This is a genomic window from Mesorhizobium alhagi CCNWXJ12-2, assembly GCF_000236565.1.
Lineage (GTDB): Bacteria > Pseudomonadota > Alphaproteobacteria > Rhizobiales > Rhizobiaceae > Allomesorhizobium > Allomesorhizobium alhagi.
The window spans coordinates 1-16,254 of sequence record NZ_AHAM01000136.1; the positions used below are offsets into that span (position 1 = coordinate 1).

At 63.2% G+C, this 16,254-nt stretch carries 17 protein-coding genes; 6 read left to right on the forward strand and 11 right to left on the reverse strand.

From position 1 onward, the window contains the following. The coding region (locus MAXJ12_RS15920) for a GcvT family protein (protein WP_008836943.1) at positions 1 to 1,689 on the forward strand (1,689 nt) is incomplete at its 5' end. A gap of 49 nt (positions 1,690 to 1,738) precedes the next feature. Here MAXJ12_RS15920 and MAXJ12_RS15925 read toward each other — a convergent pair. From MAXJ12_RS15925 to MAXJ12_RS15955, 7 genes are all read right to left on the reverse strand, one after another. Next, complete coding sequence (locus MAXJ12_RS15925) at positions 1,739 to 2,326, reverse strand: NAD(P)H-dependent oxidoreductase (protein WP_008836944.1); 588 nt, start codon at positions 2,324 to 2,326, stop codon at positions 1,739 to 1,741. Next, complete coding sequence (locus MAXJ12_RS15930; protein WP_008836945.1) at positions 2,326 to 2,907, reverse strand: NAD(P)H-dependent oxidoreductase; 582 nt, start codon at positions 2,905 to 2,907, stop codon at positions 2,326 to 2,328. The genes MAXJ12_RS15925 and MAXJ12_RS15930 overlap by 1 nt, the downstream gene beginning before the upstream one ends. A 3-nt stretch (positions 2,908 to 2,910) precedes the next feature. Further along, positions 2,911 to 4,311 (reverse strand): FAD-binding oxidoreductase, encoded by a 1,401-nt coding sequence (locus MAXJ12_RS15935; protein WP_008836946.1) that lies wholly within the window; start codon positions 4,309 to 4,311, stop codon positions 2,911 to 2,913. Then, positions 4,311 to 5,624 (reverse strand): cytosine deaminase, encoded by a 1,314-nt coding sequence (locus MAXJ12_RS15940; RefSeq protein WP_008836947.1) that lies wholly within the window; start codon positions 5,622 to 5,624, stop codon positions 4,311 to 4,313. Before MAXJ12_RS15940 ends, MAXJ12_RS15935 begins: the two co-directional genes overlap by 1 nt. Before the next feature lie 142 nt (positions 5,625 to 5,766). Then, positions 5,767 to 6,615: an ABC transporter permease gene (locus MAXJ12_RS15945; RefSeq protein ID WP_008836948.1), complete on the reverse strand. Its 849-nt coding sequence runs from the start codon at positions 6,613 to 6,615 to the stop codon at positions 5,767 to 5,769. Beyond that, the gene (locus tag MAXJ12_RS15950; RefSeq protein ID WP_008836949.1) at positions 6,605 to 7,420 is read right to left on the reverse strand and encodes an ABC transporter ATP-binding protein; all 816 of its coding nucleotides are present in this window, start codon (positions 7,418 to 7,420) and stop codon (positions 6,605 to 6,607) included. The genes MAXJ12_RS15945 and MAXJ12_RS15950 overlap by 11 nt, the downstream gene beginning before the upstream one ends. Positions 7,421 to 7,435: 15 nt before the next feature. After that, positions 7,436 to 8,431, reverse strand: coding sequence for an ABC transporter substrate-binding protein (locus tag MAXJ12_RS15955; protein WP_085983958.1), 996 nt, complete (start codon positions 8,429 to 8,431; stop codon positions 7,436 to 7,438). 264 nt (positions 8,432 to 8,695) lie between these two features. Here MAXJ12_RS15955 and MAXJ12_RS15960 point away from each other — a divergent pair, with 264 nt between their 5' ends. Then, complete coding sequence (locus MAXJ12_RS15960) at positions 8,696 to 9,079, forward strand: RidA family protein (protein WP_008836951.1); 384 nt, start codon at positions 8,696 to 8,698, stop codon at positions 9,077 to 9,079. Here the strand turns inward: MAXJ12_RS15960 and MAXJ12_RS15965 are convergent. Further along, positions 9,076 to 9,309 carry a hypothetical protein gene (locus MAXJ12_RS15965; RefSeq protein ID WP_008836952.1) on the reverse strand — a complete coding sequence of 78 codons (234 nt, stop codon included), beginning with the start codon at positions 9,307 to 9,309 and terminating at the stop codon, positions 9,076 to 9,078. The genes MAXJ12_RS15960 and MAXJ12_RS15965 overlap by 4 nt on opposite strands. Positions 9,310 to 9,439: 130 nt before the next feature. On the opposite strand from MAXJ12_RS15965, the gene MAXJ12_RS15970 reads away from it, so the two are divergent. Beyond that, positions 9,440 to 10,258, forward strand: a complete 819-nt coding sequence (locus MAXJ12_RS15970) for a creatininase family protein (protein WP_008836953.1) — start codon at positions 9,440 to 9,442, stop codon at positions 10,256 to 10,258. A 15-nt stretch (positions 10,259 to 10,273) separates the two neighbouring features. Here MAXJ12_RS15970 and MAXJ12_RS15975 read toward each other — a convergent pair whose 3' ends face one another. Together MAXJ12_RS15975 and cobD are read right to left on the reverse strand one after the other, a co-directional pair. Then, the gene (locus MAXJ12_RS15975) at positions 10,274 to 10,783 is read right to left on the reverse strand and encodes a tyrosine phosphatase family protein (protein ID WP_008836954.1); all 510 of its coding nucleotides are present in this window, start codon (positions 10,781 to 10,783) and stop codon (positions 10,274 to 10,276) included. Then, complete coding sequence (cobD, locus tag MAXJ12_RS15980; RefSeq protein ID WP_008836955.1) at positions 10,780 to 11,841, reverse strand: threonine-phosphate decarboxylase CobD; 1,062 nt, start codon at positions 11,839 to 11,841, stop codon at positions 10,780 to 10,782. Before cobD ends, MAXJ12_RS15975 begins: the two co-directional genes overlap by 4 nt. On the opposite strand from cobD, the gene cbiB reads away from it, so the two are divergent. The 3 genes from cbiB (at position 11,840) to MAXJ12_RS15995 (ending at position 14,827) form a co-directional block, all read left to right on the forward strand. Then, the gene (cbiB, locus tag MAXJ12_RS15985) at positions 11,840 to 12,811 is read left to right on the forward strand and encodes an adenosylcobinamide-phosphate synthase CbiB (RefSeq protein WP_008836956.1); all 972 of its coding nucleotides are present in this window, start codon (positions 11,840 to 11,842) and stop codon (positions 12,809 to 12,811) included. The genes cobD and cbiB overlap by 2 nt on opposite strands. A 99-nt stretch (positions 12,812 to 12,910) precedes the next feature. After that, positions 12,911 to 13,408: a class I SAM-dependent methyltransferase gene (locus MAXJ12_RS15990; protein ID WP_008836957.1), complete on the forward strand. Its 498-nt coding sequence runs from the start codon at positions 12,911 to 12,913 to the stop codon at positions 13,406 to 13,408. 210 nt (positions 13,409 to 13,618) lie between these two features. Continuing rightward, positions 13,619 to 14,827, forward strand: a complete 1,209-nt coding sequence (locus tag MAXJ12_RS15995) for an MFS transporter (protein ID WP_008836958.1) — start codon at positions 13,619 to 13,621, stop codon at positions 14,825 to 14,827. Positions 14,828 to 14,875: 48 nt separating this feature from the next. Here MAXJ12_RS15995 and melA read toward each other — a convergent pair whose 3' ends face one another. Then, on the reverse strand, positions 14,876 to 16,249 hold the full coding sequence (gene melA / locus MAXJ12_RS16000; RefSeq protein WP_008836959.1) for an alpha-glucosidase/alpha-galactosidase: 1,374 nt from the start codon (positions 16,247 to 16,249) through the stop codon (positions 14,876 to 14,878). Between the last annotated feature and the right edge of the window lie 5 nt (positions 16,250 to 16,254).

The following is a 16,254-nucleotide window of genomic DNA, read 5'->3' on the forward strand; positions in this document are numbered from 1 at the left end:
GACGAGTGTGCCTACTATAAGGAAGACGCCGGCAAGATGATGCTGGGCGCTTTCGAGCCGGCGGCGAAGCCCTGGGGCATGGACGGCATTCGCGAAGATTTCTGCTTCGACCAGTTGCCGGAAGACATGGATCATTTCGAGCCGATCCTGGAGATGGGCGTTAACCGCATGCCGATGCTGGCAAGCGCCGGCATCCACACATTCTTCAACGGCCCGGAGAGTTTTACGCCCGACGACCGTTATTATCTCGGCGAAGCGCCGGAACTCGGCGGCTACTGGGTCGCGGCGGGCTACAATTCGATCGGCATTGTCTCGTCGGGCGGCGCGGGCATGGCGCTCGCGCAATGGATCAACGACGGCGAGGCCCCGTTCGACCTGTGGGAAGTCGACATCCGCCGCGCCCAGCCCTTCCAGAAGAACCGCCGCTATCTGAAGGAGCGCGTGTCCGAAACGCTCGGCCTGCTCTATGCCGACCATTTTCCTTATCGCCAATTTGCAACGTCGCGCGGCGTGCGCCGCTCGCCGCTGCACGAGCATCTGAAGGCGCGCGGCGCAGTGTTCGGCGAAGTCGCCGGATGGGAGCGCGCCAACTGGTTCGCCCGCGAAGGCCAGGAGCGCGAGTATCGCTATTCCTGGAAGCGGCAGAACTGGTTCGACAACCAGCGCGAAGAGCATCTGGCGGTGCGCAACAATGTCGGCCTGTTCGACATGACTTCTTTCGGCAAGATCAGGATCGAGGGCCGCGACGCGCTGGCATTCCTGCAAAGGCTCTGCGCCAACAACCTAAATGTCGCGCCGGGCAGGATCGTCTACACGCAGATGCTGAACCAGCGTGGCGGCATCGAGAGCGACCTGACCGTTTCGCGGCTTTCCGAGACGGCATTCCTGGCCGTCGTGCCCGGAGCGACGCTGCAGCGCGATTTGGCATGGCTGCGCAAGCATCTCGCAGAGGAGTTCGTGGTCATCACCGATGTGACGGCGGCGGAAAGTGTCCTTTGCCTGATGGGGCCTTACGCGAGAGACCTGATTCAGAAGGTGAGCCCGAACGATTTCTCCAATGAGAAAAATCCGTTTGGAACCTGGCAGGAGATCGAGATCGGCATGGGCCTGGCCCGCGCCCATCGAGTCACCTATGTCGGCGAACTCGGCTGGGAGCTTTATGTTTCGACGGACCAGGCGGCCCATGTGTTCGAGGCGATCGACGAGGCCGGCGCCGAGTTCGGGCTAAAGCTCTGCGGGCTGCACACGCTCGATTCCTGCCGCATCGAAAAGGCATTCCGCCATTTCGGCCACGACATCACCGACGAGGACCATGTGCTGGAGGCGGGGCTTGGCTTTGCGGTTAAGACCGGCAAGGGCGATTTTCTCGGCCGTGATGCTGTCCTGCGCAAGAAGGAATCCGGCCTGTCACGCCGGCTCGTGCAATTCCGGCTGGCCGACCCGGAGCCCCTGCTCTTCCACAACGAGGCGATTGTACGCGACGGAAGGATCGTCGGCACGATCACCTCCGGCAATTATGGCCACCATCTCGGCGGTGCGATCGGCCTCGGCTATGTTCCATGCAGGGGCGAAGGCGAGGCGGATGTGCTTGGCTCGTCATACGAGATCGAGATTGCCGGTGAGCGGTTTGCGGCCGAGGCTTCGTTGCGGCCGATGTACGATCCGAAGGCGGAACGGGTAAGAGTGTAGGTCTTACTCCTCTCCCCGTTCACGGGATGAAGAGAGCAGCCTCGCCGCTTCAAAACTTCTCCAGCCTGCGGCGGACCTTCTCCAGATACGCAGCGCGGCTTGCCGCCGTCGAGCGATCCATGTCGTAGTGCGCCAGATAAATCGTCCGGCAGCCCTTCGCGCATAGCGCGCGCATGCCGCGCAGGATGGTCTTGCGGCCCGGCTGGCCCATAAGGAAGGAGATCAGCCACGTCGCGCCGCAGGTGGTGACGACGCCGAGGCGCGTGATATGCGGCACCAGCGAGACGATGCGTCCGCCGTCAGCCGGCAGCTTGAACGCGACATCGGTCGCCCAGACGCGATCGAGCCAACCTTTCAGCATCGCCGGCAGTCCATACCACCAGGTCGGGTAGACGAACAGGATGGCTTCCGCCCATTTGAGGTTATCGATATGCGGCGCGAGCGCCGGGTCTGTTGGCGCGCGGTCATGGTAATGCCGGCGTTCGTCGGCGCCCAGAACCGGGTTGAATCCTTCCGCGTAGAGATCGACCAGCCGTACATCCCAGCCGCGTGCGGTCAGCGTCGCAACCGCCGTGTCACGCACGGCTGCGCAAAAACTGTCCGGTACCGGATGGCAATAGACGACCAGCGCCCGCATCAAAGGCGGTCCATTTTTGCGGCGACCTTCGTCATGAAGCTTTTTCGCGATTCCTCGGTGGATAGGTTCATAGAGTAGTGCGCCAGATAGGAAACCTTGGCGCCCGGCTTGACGGTGGCGCGCAGCACCCGGTTGACCAGCTTTCGCGGCGGGTCACTCATCAGGAACGCACGGAGCCGGCTTCCGCCATAGGTGGTTATGGCGGCGACTTTCCTGATGTTGTGGAGCGAAGGAACGGCCTCGCCGTCGATCATTGTAAAGGAGACGCCCGGCAGGAAGACGCGGTCGAAAAAGCCTTTCAGTATAGCGGGATAGCCGTAATTCCAGACCGGATAGGCGAGCACTAGCGCCTCGGCGCGGCGCAACCGATCGACATAGCGGCCCACCTCCCCGCCCGGCGTGCGTCCGTCATGATAGCCGAGGCGCTCGGCGCGGCTCATGCGCGGATCGAAATCCTCCGCATAGAGATCGCAATCGTCGACGCTGTGGCCAGCGGCGGTCAGTCTCTCGACGATGAGCCGGTGCAGCGTGGCGTGGAAGCTGGTTTCCACCGGATGCGCGTAAAGCACGAGGACGTTCATGGGCTATCCCGCTTGCAGCCCCTTGAACAGAAAAGTCTTCTCCGAACGGTAATCGTAGTCCGGGTTTTCCCAGGCGATCATCTTGCCGGGATTGAGCAGACCTCGCGGATCGGCCTCGCGCTTGAACGCGAGTTGGATAGCATCGGTCTGCTTCATGCCGCCCTCCTCCAGCGTATAGCGGTGCGGGTTGAAGATCGGGCACCCATTCTCCTCGTGCAGCCGGATGATCTCGTCGAGCCGCTCCTCGGTCGTGAATTTCACCAGCGGCAGGCCGAAACAGGTGATATTCCCGTCGAAGCGCACGAATTCCAGATGCGAGAACACTTCGCCCGGAAACATTTTTTCCATATTCTCGACCAGGGCTAGCTGGTTGGGGAACGGGTACAGCGACTGCAGATAGGTTATCGCGGGATCGACGCGCAGCGCGCGCAGCGTCGTGTGGTTCCAGGCAAGCTCGTAGGCCGGCGGCAGCCCCTTTTTGTCCTCAGGAGATGCAATCGCGGCGCTGTAGACGATTTCGCCGCCCTCGCGCCGGGTGAACGCCAGGAATGCGTCGAGCGCATGCGGCGCGACCATGACCACGCATATGCTCTGGCCTTCTCTGAGGAACTTCTGATGCCGCTTGAAATAGGCGAACGGCGCCGGAGCGGCGATCGGCGTGATCAGTTTGGTGAGAATGCCGTCCTGGCAGGCGAGCGCGTTTCCGTAGCGTGCGGCGGCCATGAAGGTGTCGAAGCCGACGATCAAGTCGACCCAATCGTAGGAGGCCGTCAGCGGCATCTCGACTTCGGTGATGATGCCGTTGGTTCCGTAGGCGTGGGTAACCTTGTGCAGGTTCTCGCCGGTCAGCTCCAGCACCCGCGGCTCGGCCTCCATGGTGACGACGCGCAGCCTGAGCACATTGCCGAAATCGCGCAACCCGCCGAAATTGATCGAGCCGACGCCGCCCGAGCCGCCAGCGATGAAGCCGCCTATGGAGGCGGTGTTGTAGGTAGACGGATGAAGGCGCAGTTCCTGGCCGGAATGCGTGCGCGTTGCGCGGTCTATGTCGGCGATGATCGCACCCGGCTGGCAGACGACGCGGCCGGAAGCGATCGATTTCACCTCGGTCATCTCTGCAAGCGACAGCACGACGCCGCCGGACAGCGGCATGGCCTGCCCGTAATTGCCGGTGCCGGCGCCGCGCGGCGTTACCGGAATGCCGAGGCGGTGGCAAGCGGCGAGCACGCGGATTACCTCAGCCTCGCTTTTCGGCGAGACGATCAGGTCGCCGGTCACATGCTCCAGTTCGCGCTTGAGCAGGGGGCTGTACCAGTAGAAATCGCGGCTCTTCTGCTGCACGATCTTTTCGTTGTCCTCGACCTTGAGCCCGTCGAGTTCGCGCCTCAGCGCCGCAATATCCATTATTCCACCATCAAATCGTCGAGTTCCGAGTAGTCTGGCAAGTCGCGTGCAATCGCCCTGCCCTCGCGGATCACGATGCGATCCGATTCGGGCCGCGACAGCAATTCCGTCCAACTCCTGCCCTTGAATACGACGAAGTCCGCCGGGCCGCCGGGAGCCAGAATTCCGGCCTCATGTAACCGCATGATGTCGGCGGGTGTTGTTGTTACCGCCTTCGGCCAGTCGCCGACCGGATGATCGAAATGCAGGATGCGCGTCGCCATCCGGTAGACTTCCAGCATGTCGAGATCGCCATAGGCGTAGAACGGGTCCCGGGTGTTGTCGGAGGCCACCGCGACGGGAATGCCGCGCGCACGCATCTCATGCAGCAGCGTCACCCCGCGCCAGCGCGGGGTCGTGCCGTCCCGCCGGCGGTCCTGGAGATAGAGGTTACACATGGGCAGCGACACAACGGCGATGCCGGCCCGCGCGACCTTATCCAGCGTGTCCAGCACATCGGCGTCGGGCTGACGCGCCAAGGAACAGCAATGGCCGACAAGAATCCTGCCCTCGAAGCGATGGCGAAGGGCGGCTTCGGCGATCTTCTTCAGCGAGACGGCGGAGATTTCAGCGGTCTCGTCGGCATGGAAATCGAGATCGAGGCCGTGTTTGATCGCGGTCGTGAAAACGCGGTCGAGCAATTCCTCGAGATCGGGAACCATGTAGGTGACCGTGCCGAGCACGCCTCCGGCCGCGGCGACCCGCCTGGCGAGCCCTGCGAACCATTTTGCATCGCGCGCACCCTCAATGCCGAACAGGCAGACGCCCTGCAGCTCGATCCGCCCTCGCCAGCGCTCGCGCATCTCCTCGAATACCGGCCAGGATATTTCTTCCTGGGGCGGCACCGAGTCGATATGCGTGCACAGCGCCTTGGTGCCGTGGGCGTAGGCGCAGCGGAGCGCAAAATCCATGCGCCGCGAGACATCGTTGGCGCTCCAGCGCGCCGCACGGTCCTCGCCGGTTGCGTTCAGCGCGCCAGGGAAGGAGCCGTCGGGATTGGGCTTGCGCGGCCAGATATGCCCCTTGTCGATGTGCGTGTGGCAGTCGACGAAGCAGGGCAGGACGATGCGGCCGGCGAGGTTGATGCCGTCGGACAGCGGTTGGTGTCCCGACGGAGCGATGCTGACAATCCTGCCGTCGGCGACTGAAATGTTGGCGAGTGCGAAGCCGTCAGCGTCGAATGGCGCGGCGAGGTCCGGCGTCAGCGAGGTGTGAACGCGGGCGCGGGAGAGCGTGTAGGAGCCGCTCGGAGGCAACTGGATTTGCGTCACCACTGCCCCTCACCCTTACCCTCTCCCCGTAAGCACGGGGAGAGGGAGTGGCCAGCGTTGCGGCCAGCCCCCTTCTCCCCGTCCTTCACGGGGAGAAGGTCCCGGCAGGGGGATGAGGGGCAGCAGAAACAATTCCGGAAAGTCATCACCGCTCCTGCTTCAGCGCGCTTTCGTGCCAGCGCCGCAGCAGCAGGTGCGAAACGAGCGACAGCACCAGGAAAATCAGGATGCCGGTGAGCGAAATGAGGATCAGCGCCGCAAACAGCCGCGGCGCGTTGAGCCGGTAGCCGGCCTCGATAATGCGCGAGGCAAGACCGGACGACTGCCCCGACGAGCCGGCGACGAATTCGGCGACCACCGCGCCGATCAGCGACAGGCCGCCGGCGATCTTCAGGCCGCCGAGGAAATACGGCATCGCCGCCGGCAGGCGCAGGTGCCGAAGCTTCTGCCAGCGCGTCGCGCCGTTGAGTCGGAACAGGTCGCGCAGATTGCGGTCGACCGAATTCAGCCCGAGCGTGGTGTTGGACAGGATCGGGAAGAAGGCGACGATCCACGAGCAAAGTAAGAGCTTGGCAGTCTGGTTGTCGACATAGATGTTGATGAGCGGGAAGATCGCCACGATCGGCGTGACCTGCAGCACGATGGCGAAGGGAAAGAACGACATCTCCACCCACTTCGACTGGGTGAACAGAACCGCGAGCCCGACGCCGCCGATCACGGCAAGCAGCAGGCTGAGGAAGGTGATCTTCAGCGTCACCAGAAGAGAGCCGAACAGGAGCGCGGCGTCCGTGTAGAGCGTCTGCGCCACCACATGTGGCCGCGGCAGGATGTACCGCGGGATCTCGTTCCAGACGCAGATGCGGTCCCACAGCCAGATGGCGAAGAGCATGATGAGCAGCGGCAGAAGCCAGCTACCGATGCGCTCCAGCCTTTCCTGGCGCACGCGCTTGGCTTCTTCCGGGTCGAGCCTCGCGGGCAGGGTTTCAATGACCATGGGGCTCACTTGCCGAATTCATGGCTGCATTGAGCGCCTCCGACGCGCGCAGGCAGAACGCAGCGTACTCAGGCGATATGCGGAATTTCTCGTCCCTCGGATAGGCAGCGTCGACAGTCATTTCGCCGGACACGCGGCCCGGACGGGCGGCCATGATGACGATGCGGTTCGACAGGAAGACGCTTTCGAACACGCTGTGCGTGACGAAGACGACAGTGAAGCGCTGGTCCTGCCACAGTTCCAGCAGGTCGTCGTTGAGCTTGAAGCGGGTGATCTCGTCGAGTGCGGCAAATGGTTCGTCCATCAAGAGCAGACGCGGCTTCGTCACCAGAGCGCGCGCGATCGAAACGCGCATCTTCATGCCGCCGGAAAGCTCGCGCGGCACCGCGTTTTCAAAGCCGGTGAGGTGAACCCGCTCGAGAAGCTCCGAAACTGCGGGCGCGGCCTTCTCCCGCGAGACGCCCCTCAGCCTGAGCGGCAGCCAGACATTGTCGAAAACGCTCGCCCAGGGAAGCAATGTCGGCTCCTGGAAGACGAAGCCGGTGCAGTCGCCGCCCAGCGCCTTGTGCCAGTCGAGCGCGCCGGTGGTCGGCGTGGTCAACCCGGCGATCAGCCTGAGCGCCGTCGACTTGCCGCAGCCCGACGGCCCGAGAAGGCTCAGGAAATCGCCCTCCCGGATCGTCAGGTTGACATCACGAAGCGCCGAGACCCCGTTGGAGAAGGTCTTGCCTACATTGCGCAGGTCCAGAAGCGGCGACCCGCTTCCGTTCAGATTTCGCATTCCCGCGCCTGCCTTTTGAAGCATCGTCCGGCGGCCGGATCACTTCTTGAGATCGAGGCCGACGGCCTTGTTGACGAAATCCAGCGTGTACGATTTCGAAATGTCGAGCCCGCCCTTGACCACCTTGGCCTTCACCATCTTGTCGTAGAAACTCTTGATGCGCGCGTCGGTCATCGCGCCGATCCCCAGTTTTTCCGTGTCACCGGAATCGACGATGCCGAACTCCTTCATCTTCTCGATCGAAAAGGCGATCTGCTCGTCGGTGATATCGGGATTGTCCTTCTTGATCATCTCGTTGGCGGCCTTGTTGTCGCCGTAGAGATAATTGTACCAGCCCTTGGCCGAGCCATCCACGAAGCATTCGACCACTTTCGGACGCTCATCGATCGTCTTCTGCATGGTCTCGATCGTGGTGGCGTAGGTGTCGAAGCCGAAATCGGCGAGCAGGAACAGGTTCGGCTTGAAACCACCCTCCTTCTCGACCGCGTAGGGCTCGGAGGTCACATAACCCTGCTGAACCGATTTCGGATTGGCGATAAAGGGCGCGGGGTTGAACGTGTAGGGCACGCGCTTTGCCGCGTCGTAGCCGAGTTCGGTGATCATCCACTGGAAGTAGCTCTGGAAACCCTCGTCGCCGAGAATGTACTGCTCGGCGTCCTTCAGACTCTCCCACGTATCGAGCCCCCCCGGATGCGACATCAAAACCTGCGGCTCCTTCTGGAACGAGGCCGCGACGATCCTGAGCGGAATCTCCTGCTCGACCGCCGAAAAGGCCTGCAGCATGTTGCCGCCCATGTAGAAATCGATCTTGCCGGCGAGGAGCAACGGCCGGCCGCTCACCTGCGGTCCGCCCATCTGGATTGTAACGTCGAGCCCGCAGGCGGCATAGGTGCCGTCGGCGACCGCCTGGTAGTAGCCGCCATGCTCAGCCTGGGCGAGCCAGTTGGTCTGGAAAGTGACGGCCTCGGCCGCGAAGGAGGCCGGCGCGCCGGCTAAAAGAAGCGCGGCTGCGGAAAATGCAAAATTTCTCGTCATGAACACCACCCCTGTTTGCCCAGTGCTTCCAGTGCCTGGCTGTGACACCAACGGATCGATATGCAAGGCGCGTGCCATCGGTCTTGCACCGCAACCGTCGCGTCGGATGGCTGCATTTGGGCGGGACCGGAGCGTCTAGCTTGCTGATCGCGGCCGCATCGTGCCCATTTTTTAAACCGCTGTCCATCTTGCCCGCGACGCCTGCCCAGGCAACTTGAAGCGATGCACGGTTGAGCTTTAGGCTTGAATTTTGGAGAGCGAGCAATGTTCAAGTTCCTGACGCCCAAGACGATCAAACCGCCATTCGCGCGCTACAGCCACGGTGTCGAAGTGCCGGCGGGGAAGCGGCTGGTCCTGTGTTCGGGGCAACTCGGCATCAGGCCTGACGACCTGGTGCCGGACGATCCGGGCGAGCAGGCGAACCTCTGTTTCGCAAATATCGCCGCCATTCTCGGCGAAGCGGGCCTCGAGCTCTCAAATGTTGTCCGGATCAACGCCTACGTCACCGACCGTGCCTATCTCAGGGCCTATATGGACGTGCGCGACAAGCTGTTTGCCGATCCGGCCCCGGCCTCGACGCTGATGATCGTCTCCGGCTTCGCGCGGCCGGAATTCAAGGTCGAGATAGAAGCCATCGCGGCTGGCTAGAAATAGCCGCCGAAGATCAGCAGGATTGCGCCAAGCGCGACCAGAACGAGACCCGGCCAGTTCGACCCGAGACCCATGAAGCGGACGCCACGATGCGCTGGCTCGAGCGTGTTGCGCGAACCCAGCCCCGCCGGCCCGGGTTCGCTCATGCGTCCGCGGTAGATGGCCTGCCCCGCCAGAAGTACAATTCCGATCACGAAGAGCAGCGCGCCGAGCCAGATGATCAGCATTCTTGCCTCCTGATGCAAAGGACCGGCCGGTTAGATAGGGCGGCGTATCAATTCGGAAATGCCGGCGCGAAAATGCGCCCTCTTACAAAATGCGCCGCTCTGAAATATTCAGGCTGAACAATTCCGGTTCATGAAGAGGTCCGACGTGGCGAAACAGAACAGACGGGTCTGGTGGGGCGACTTCCCGACGACCGAATACGCCTCCATCGATCCGGAAGTAACGATCGCGGTGTTGCCGGTGGCAGCGATCGAGCAGCACGGCCCGCATCTGCCGGTTTCGACCGATACGACCATCATGCAGGGCATGCTGGAAGCGGTCATCGAAAGGCTGCCGGTTGATCTGGATGTGCGCATCCTGCCGGTGCAGGCGGTCGGCAAATCCAACGAGCACCTGCACGCGCCCGGCACGCTGACGCTCACGCCGCTCGCCGCCATCCAGTCCTGGGCCGACCTTGGCACATCGGTGGCGCGGGCAGGCGTGAGAAAGATCGTGTTCGTCAACTCGCATGGCGGCAACGAGGAGATCATGGGCATCGTCGCGCGCGAACTGCGCGTGGCGTTCAAGATGCTGGCGGTCAAGACGAGCTGGCAGCGCTTCGGCCGACCCGACGGCATGTATCCCGAACTGGAGGACCGGCACGGCATCCATGGCGGCGATGTCGAGACCTCGCTGATGCTGCATTTCCGGCCGGATCTGGTCGACATGACGAAGGCGGAGAACTTCGTTTCGGGCGTCGCCCGTGCCGAGCAGGAATTCGAGCTGCTGCGCCACACAGGCACCCATGCCTTCGCCTGGATAGCCAGCGATTTGAACCCGCACGGAGTGGTCGGCAATGCCGCCATCGCCACGGCGGAAAAGGGCCGTTTGACCGCCGCGCATCAGGCCGAAGGATTTGTCCGGCTGCTGCAGGATATCCGCAAGGCCAAGCTGGCTGACTGGCTGGCGTGAAGCGCCGCTGCGGTTCTAACCGTCGATCCTGAGTGCGAAGGGCGTGCCCTCGAAGGCGTCTGCGCCGCGCCCGATAGCCGCGATCGCCTCGGTCATCCGGCCGCTGCGACCGAGGATCTGGTCGGCCAACACGATCAAACGTGGGTTCGGCGTGGCCGACGGCGACACGGCGCGCAAAGTGTTGGCGAGTTCAGCTTCGTCACGCTTGGGCGAAAGAGCCGCGGCAATGATGTAAGCCGACGCCGTCGAGCGGCTGATGCCGGCATAGCAATTGACCACCAGCGGGCGGGAGCGGTCCCATTTGCCGGCGAAATCGAGCAGGCTCTGAATGTGGGCTTCGCCGGGCAGCGTCATGCCATCCCGCTCCTCGGCGATGTCGTGCATTGAAAGCAGGAGGTGGTGCTGTTGCGAAATCGTCTCCGGGCGCGTCATTTCGGTACCGGCAGCAAGCAGCGAAATCAGCCTGACCGCGCCGGTCGCGTTAACTGTCTCGCCGACCTTCGACAATGGACAGACGTAGATCATGAGATTGCTTTCCTATGGTCCGAAACGCGCTGTTGCGCCCAGCCTTGCAGCGCCCGCTCCAGCCGTATCCATTCCGCTTCGCCGCCCGGGAGCCCGAAGCGCAGGGCGGTCGCGCTCCAGCTGAAATTCCGGATCAGTATGCCATGCGCACCGAGCCATGCGAACAGTTCGGACGCATCGGCGATTTCAACATAGCGAAACAGCGCTGTGCCGCCGGTCACCTGTATATGGAAGTGGTGGAGCATCACATCCAGCCGAGCAGCCTCGCTTTGCAGCCGTTTGCGCATTTCGTCCTGCCAGGCATGATCGCCGAGCGCCCTGACGCCGTACTCCAGCGCGGGCCCCGCCACCGCCCACGGCCCGAATTCCGCCTCCAGACGCTGCGCGACAGGTTCCGCCGCGATGGCGAAACCGAGGCGTAGTCCGGCCAGCCCGAAGAACTTGCCGAAGGATTTGAGCACGACGAGACCGCCCTGCCCAACATCGCCAGCAACGCTATGCTCGCGTGGCCCGACATCCATGAAGGCTTCGTCGACGACCAGCAGGCCGCCTTTGTCATGCAGCGTACAGGCGAGATCGAGCAGCGTTTCACGCTCCACCACCCGCCCGTCCGGGTTGTTCGGATTAACGATGATGGCGAGGTCCGCGCCGGCCAGTGCGAAGACATCACTGACTTCGCTCACCGAATGACCCGCGAGCGCCGCCGCGCGGGCGTGTTCGGCATAGGTTGGCCCCAGCACCAGCGCCCTGCCCGGCGCAACCAGAGACGCCACGCGCGGCAGCAATATCTGGGTGCCCGGCGCGGCGGCCATGTTGAGCGCCGACGGCGAGCCGTAGGCAGCCGCTGCGACCGCGTTGAGGTCGCGGACCCGCGCAGGTTCAGGCAACCGCGACAAGGCGGTGGCGGGCAGCTCGAAAAGCGGATACGAGTGCGGATTGATCCCGGTCGAAAGATCCACCCAAGGCTCCGGCGCCTGCGGAAAAAGCGCTCGCGCCCGGCCAAGGCTTCCGCCGTGATCGGTAACTGCCGCCCCTTTTTCCCTTTCCAGAAGCGCCATGTTCGTCCTTACCGCCTTCCTGTCGCTTCTCGTCGAACTCGCCATCGGTTACCCCGACCGTCTCGTGCGCGCAATCGGCCATCCGGTGATCTGGATCGGCAATCTTATTTCTTTCCTCGATCGCAAGCTGAACAGCGCCGCCGCCTCCGACAATTTCCGCCGCTTTTCGGGCTGTATGACGCTGGTGGTGCTGGTCGGCATCCCGGCTGGGCTGGCTTATGGCATTCAAACAGCCCTCGGGGCGAGTTGGGTCGGCATCCTTGTCACCGCCATCCTGGCCAGCAGCCTCATAGCGCAAAGGAGCCTCGCCAGCCACGTCAAGGCAGTGGCGGATGCGCTCGATCAGGGCGGGCTTTTAGCCGGACGAGGCGCCGTGTCGCGCATCGTCGGCCGCGATCCCGAGCGCCTCGACGAAGCGGGCATCAGCCGCGCCGCCATCGAAAGCCTGGCCGAGAATTTTTCCGACGGCATCGTTGCGCCGGCGTTCTGGCTGGCTCTCGGCGGGCTGGCGGGCGGCGTAGGCTACAAGGCCGCCAACACCGCCGATTCGATGATCGGCCACCGCACGCCCCGCCACGAAGCATTCGGCTGGGCTGCGGCGCGCTTCGACGATCTCATCAACCTGCCGGCCTCCCGTCTCACGGCGCTGCTCGTCGTCACCGCGGCGTTTTTAGTGCCAGGCGCCAGTGCCGCATCCGCGTGGCGGACCGTGTGGCGCGACGCGAGAAAGCACCGCTCACCAAACGCCGGCTGGCCGGAAGCGGCGATGGCCGGTGCGCTCGGGCTCGCTTTGGCGGGCCCTCGCGTCTATGGCGGCGTCACCGTCGAAGACGCGATGATGGGCGAAAGCGGGCGGCGGGAAGCAAACGCATTGGATATACGCAAGGCGCTGAAACTGTACTGGGCAGCCGACCTCATTTTGGTCACGCTTTTTGGCGCGGCCGGTTTCGTTATTCACCTGGCCCGATAGGCTGGTCTGCGCGCCGTCGACAATTTCGCAGCTTTGCGCTTGAGCGGAACCGAATCTCGTGGTCATGGTTCCGGCCATGCAAACTAATCCGGAAGCACAATGAACCAGTTGACGCGGCTCGACAAATTGCTGTTCAGGCTCGAAGCGCAGTATGCCTGCCTGGGCTGGGCGTTCGGCGAGATCACCGGACTTCCAGGAATCGTATTCGAGATGGGGCTCGGTCATGGCCGCACCTACGACCATTTGCGCACCCATCTGCCGGACCGCGACATCTACGTGCTCGACCGCGAGATCGACTGCTTCGACGACTGCACCCCGCCCGACGGCCGGCTGATCCTCGGTGACATTGACGACACCCTGACGGCTTCGGCACACCGCTTCCCCCGACAGGTGATATTGGCTCATGCCGACATGGGTACCTATGATGAGGAGCGCAACATAGCCATGCGCGCCGTGCTCAGCCGGCGGCTGCCGGCAGTGCTGGCCCCGCAGGCCATCGTGCTCTCGGACATGCCGCTCGAATTGGCAGGGACGCGGCCGCTGCCGCTTCCTGCAGGCGCGCGCGAAGGCCGTTATTTTCTCTACCGCAACGGATGACCGACTGAACAAAGTGCGCGTTCAGACCCCATCCGGTCGCGCAATTGTGCGTTCGGGAGTCCCATGCGATCCCGAACGCAGATGACGGCAAAAAATTCGAGCACCGTTGTAGAATTCGATGCGTCCGAAACGTCTTAGGGCATGGACAGCGGCAAAATGCAGGAAACCGACGCCGACTGACCAGTCTCTGATCGTGAGGAGCAAACTGACATGGGTCTTTCCTACCGTTGGGTGATTGTCGCAGCAGGCGGCCTTCTGGGCTGCGTCGCGATAGGCGCGATGTTTTCGCTGCCCGTTTTTCTCCTGCCGATCTCGCGGGACACCGGCTGGTCCGTCACCGGCGTTTCCAGCGCGATGACCATCGGCTTCCTCGCGATGGCGCTGGGGAGCATGGCCTGGGGCAGCCTGTCGGATCGCTGGGGCCCTCGCGCCGTGGTGCTGACCGGATCGGTCGTTCTGGCGGCGGCGCTGGCTCTGGCGAGCCGGGCGACGTCGCTCGTCGAGTTTCAACTTGTCTTCGGCCTGGCTGTCGGCGGCGCCACCGCAGCGATCTTCGCGCCGATGATGGCCTGCGTCACAGGCTGGTTCGACACGCACCGCAGCCTTGCCGTGTCCCTCGTTTCCGCAGGCATGGGAATGGCACCAATGACCATGGCTCCCCTGGCGGCATGGCTGGTGACCCTCTACGACTGGAGAACCTCCCTTCTGATTATCGCCGCCCTCGTCGCGGCGGTGATGATACCTGTCTCACTTCTGGTGCGCCGTCCGCCGGCTCTCGAAGGCCAGAACGCGCTCGTTTCTCCGGATGGAGAGCCGCAATCCGATATGTCCGTCGGGCAGGCGATCAAATCGCCGCAGTTCATCATCCTGCTCGTGACCAACTTCTTCTGCTGCGCCACGCATTCGGGCCCGATCTTCCATACGGTGAGCTACGCCATCACCTGCGGCATCCCGATGGTTGCAGCGGTCTCGATCTACAGCGTGGAAGGTCTGGCGGGCATGGGCGGCCGCATTGCTTTCGGCCTGCTCGGCGACCGGTTCGGCGCCAAGCGCACTCTCGTTTGGGGACTGTTCCTGCAGGCGTTCGGCGTTCTGGGCTACGTCTTCGTGAGCCAACTCGGCCCATTCTACGCCGTGGCGGCGCTGGTCGGCTTTATCTACGCCGGCGTGATGCCTTTATACGCGGTCATCGCGCGCGAAAACTTTCCGCTGCGGATGATGGGCACCGTCATCGGCGGCACGGCCATGGCCGGCAGCCTGGGCATGGCGACCGGCCCGCTGACCGGGGGGCTGATCTACGACACGTTCGACAGCTATGCGTGGCTCTATATCGGCTCCTGGGGCATCGGCATCGGCGCTTTCCTGATCGCCTTGACCTTCAGACCATTCCCCAAAACTCAGCCGGCGTTCGCCGGCTGAGCCCTGACCTGCACCGCCGCGCGATACGGAGATGCGTAGCCACACGGCTCACGCTGCCTGCACTTTTTTCGGGACCCGCGCCCATTCCGGAATCCAGTCGCGGTGCGCGGCGAGCAGGTCGTCAACGAGCGACCATATCTGTTCGAGATCGAGCTCGGCGGCCGTATGCGGGTCCATCATCGCCGCGTGGTAGAGATGCTCGCGGTTTTGCGTCATCAGCGCCTGCACCGTTAGCTCTTGCACGTTGATGTTGGTGCGGATGAGCGCCGTCAGTTGCGGCGGCAGGGCGCCGATGAAGGTCGGCTGGATGCCGGAGGCATCGACCAGGCATGGCACCTCGGCCGCGCAATTCTCCGGCAGCGAGGTGATGCAACCATTATTGCGGACGTTGCCGTAGATGACCGAGGGCTCGTCGGTCCAGACCGAATTCATGATCGAGGAGGCATATTCGTGGCTTTCCTCGACCTCGATTGTTTCGGCGCTCCGGTAGGCGGCCGCCTGCCCCTTCCAGCGCTCGATCTGCTCGACGCAGCGCTTGGGATATTCGTCGAGCGGAATGCCGAATTTCTCGATCAGGTCGGGCCTGCCGTCCTTGATGAAGTAGGGCGTGTATTCGGCGAAATGCTCCGAGCTTTCCGTGACGAAATAGCCGAGCCGGGTCAGCATTTCGTAGCGCACCTTGTTGGGACAGCGCGGATTCCAGTGGCTCGGTTTCGGGAAACGTCCCTCGCGGTAGCCGCGCACCAGATCCGGATAGAGGTCGCGATAGCTGCCATCGGCCTGCCGTTGCTCGAATTTCAGGTAGAACGCCATGTGGTTGATGCCGGCGGCGCGGTAGCGGATTTCCTTGAGCGGGATTTCGAGGTCGCGGGCGAGTTCGAAAGCCGTTCCCTGCACCGAATGGCAGAGGCCGACCTGCTTGATGAGCGGATACTTTTCCGCGATCGCCCAGGTGTTGATCGCCATCGGGTTGACGTATTGCAGGAGGATGGCGTCGGGGCAGATGGCCGTCATGTCCTCGCAAATTTTCCAGAGATGCGGCACCGTGCGCAAACCCCGCATGATGCCGCCGACGCCGAGCGTATCGGCGATCGTCTGGCGCAGGCCGTATTTCTTCGGCACCTCGAAATCGGTAACCGTGCAGGGCTCGTAGCCGCCGATCTGGAAGGCGACGACGACGAAATCCGCGCCTGCCAGGGCCTTGCGCTGGCTGGTATGCGTCTCGATCTTCGCCGTCGCGCCCAGCGTCTTCACCAGCTTTCCGGCGACGATCTCGCTCTCTTCGAGGCGCTGCGGATTGAGATCCATCAGAGCGATCGTCGCGCCGGAAAGGGACGGCCGCTGCAGCACGTCGCCGATGATGTTCTTCATGAAGACGGTGGAACCGGCCCCGATGAACGTGATCTTGGGTTGTCTCGTCATGAATT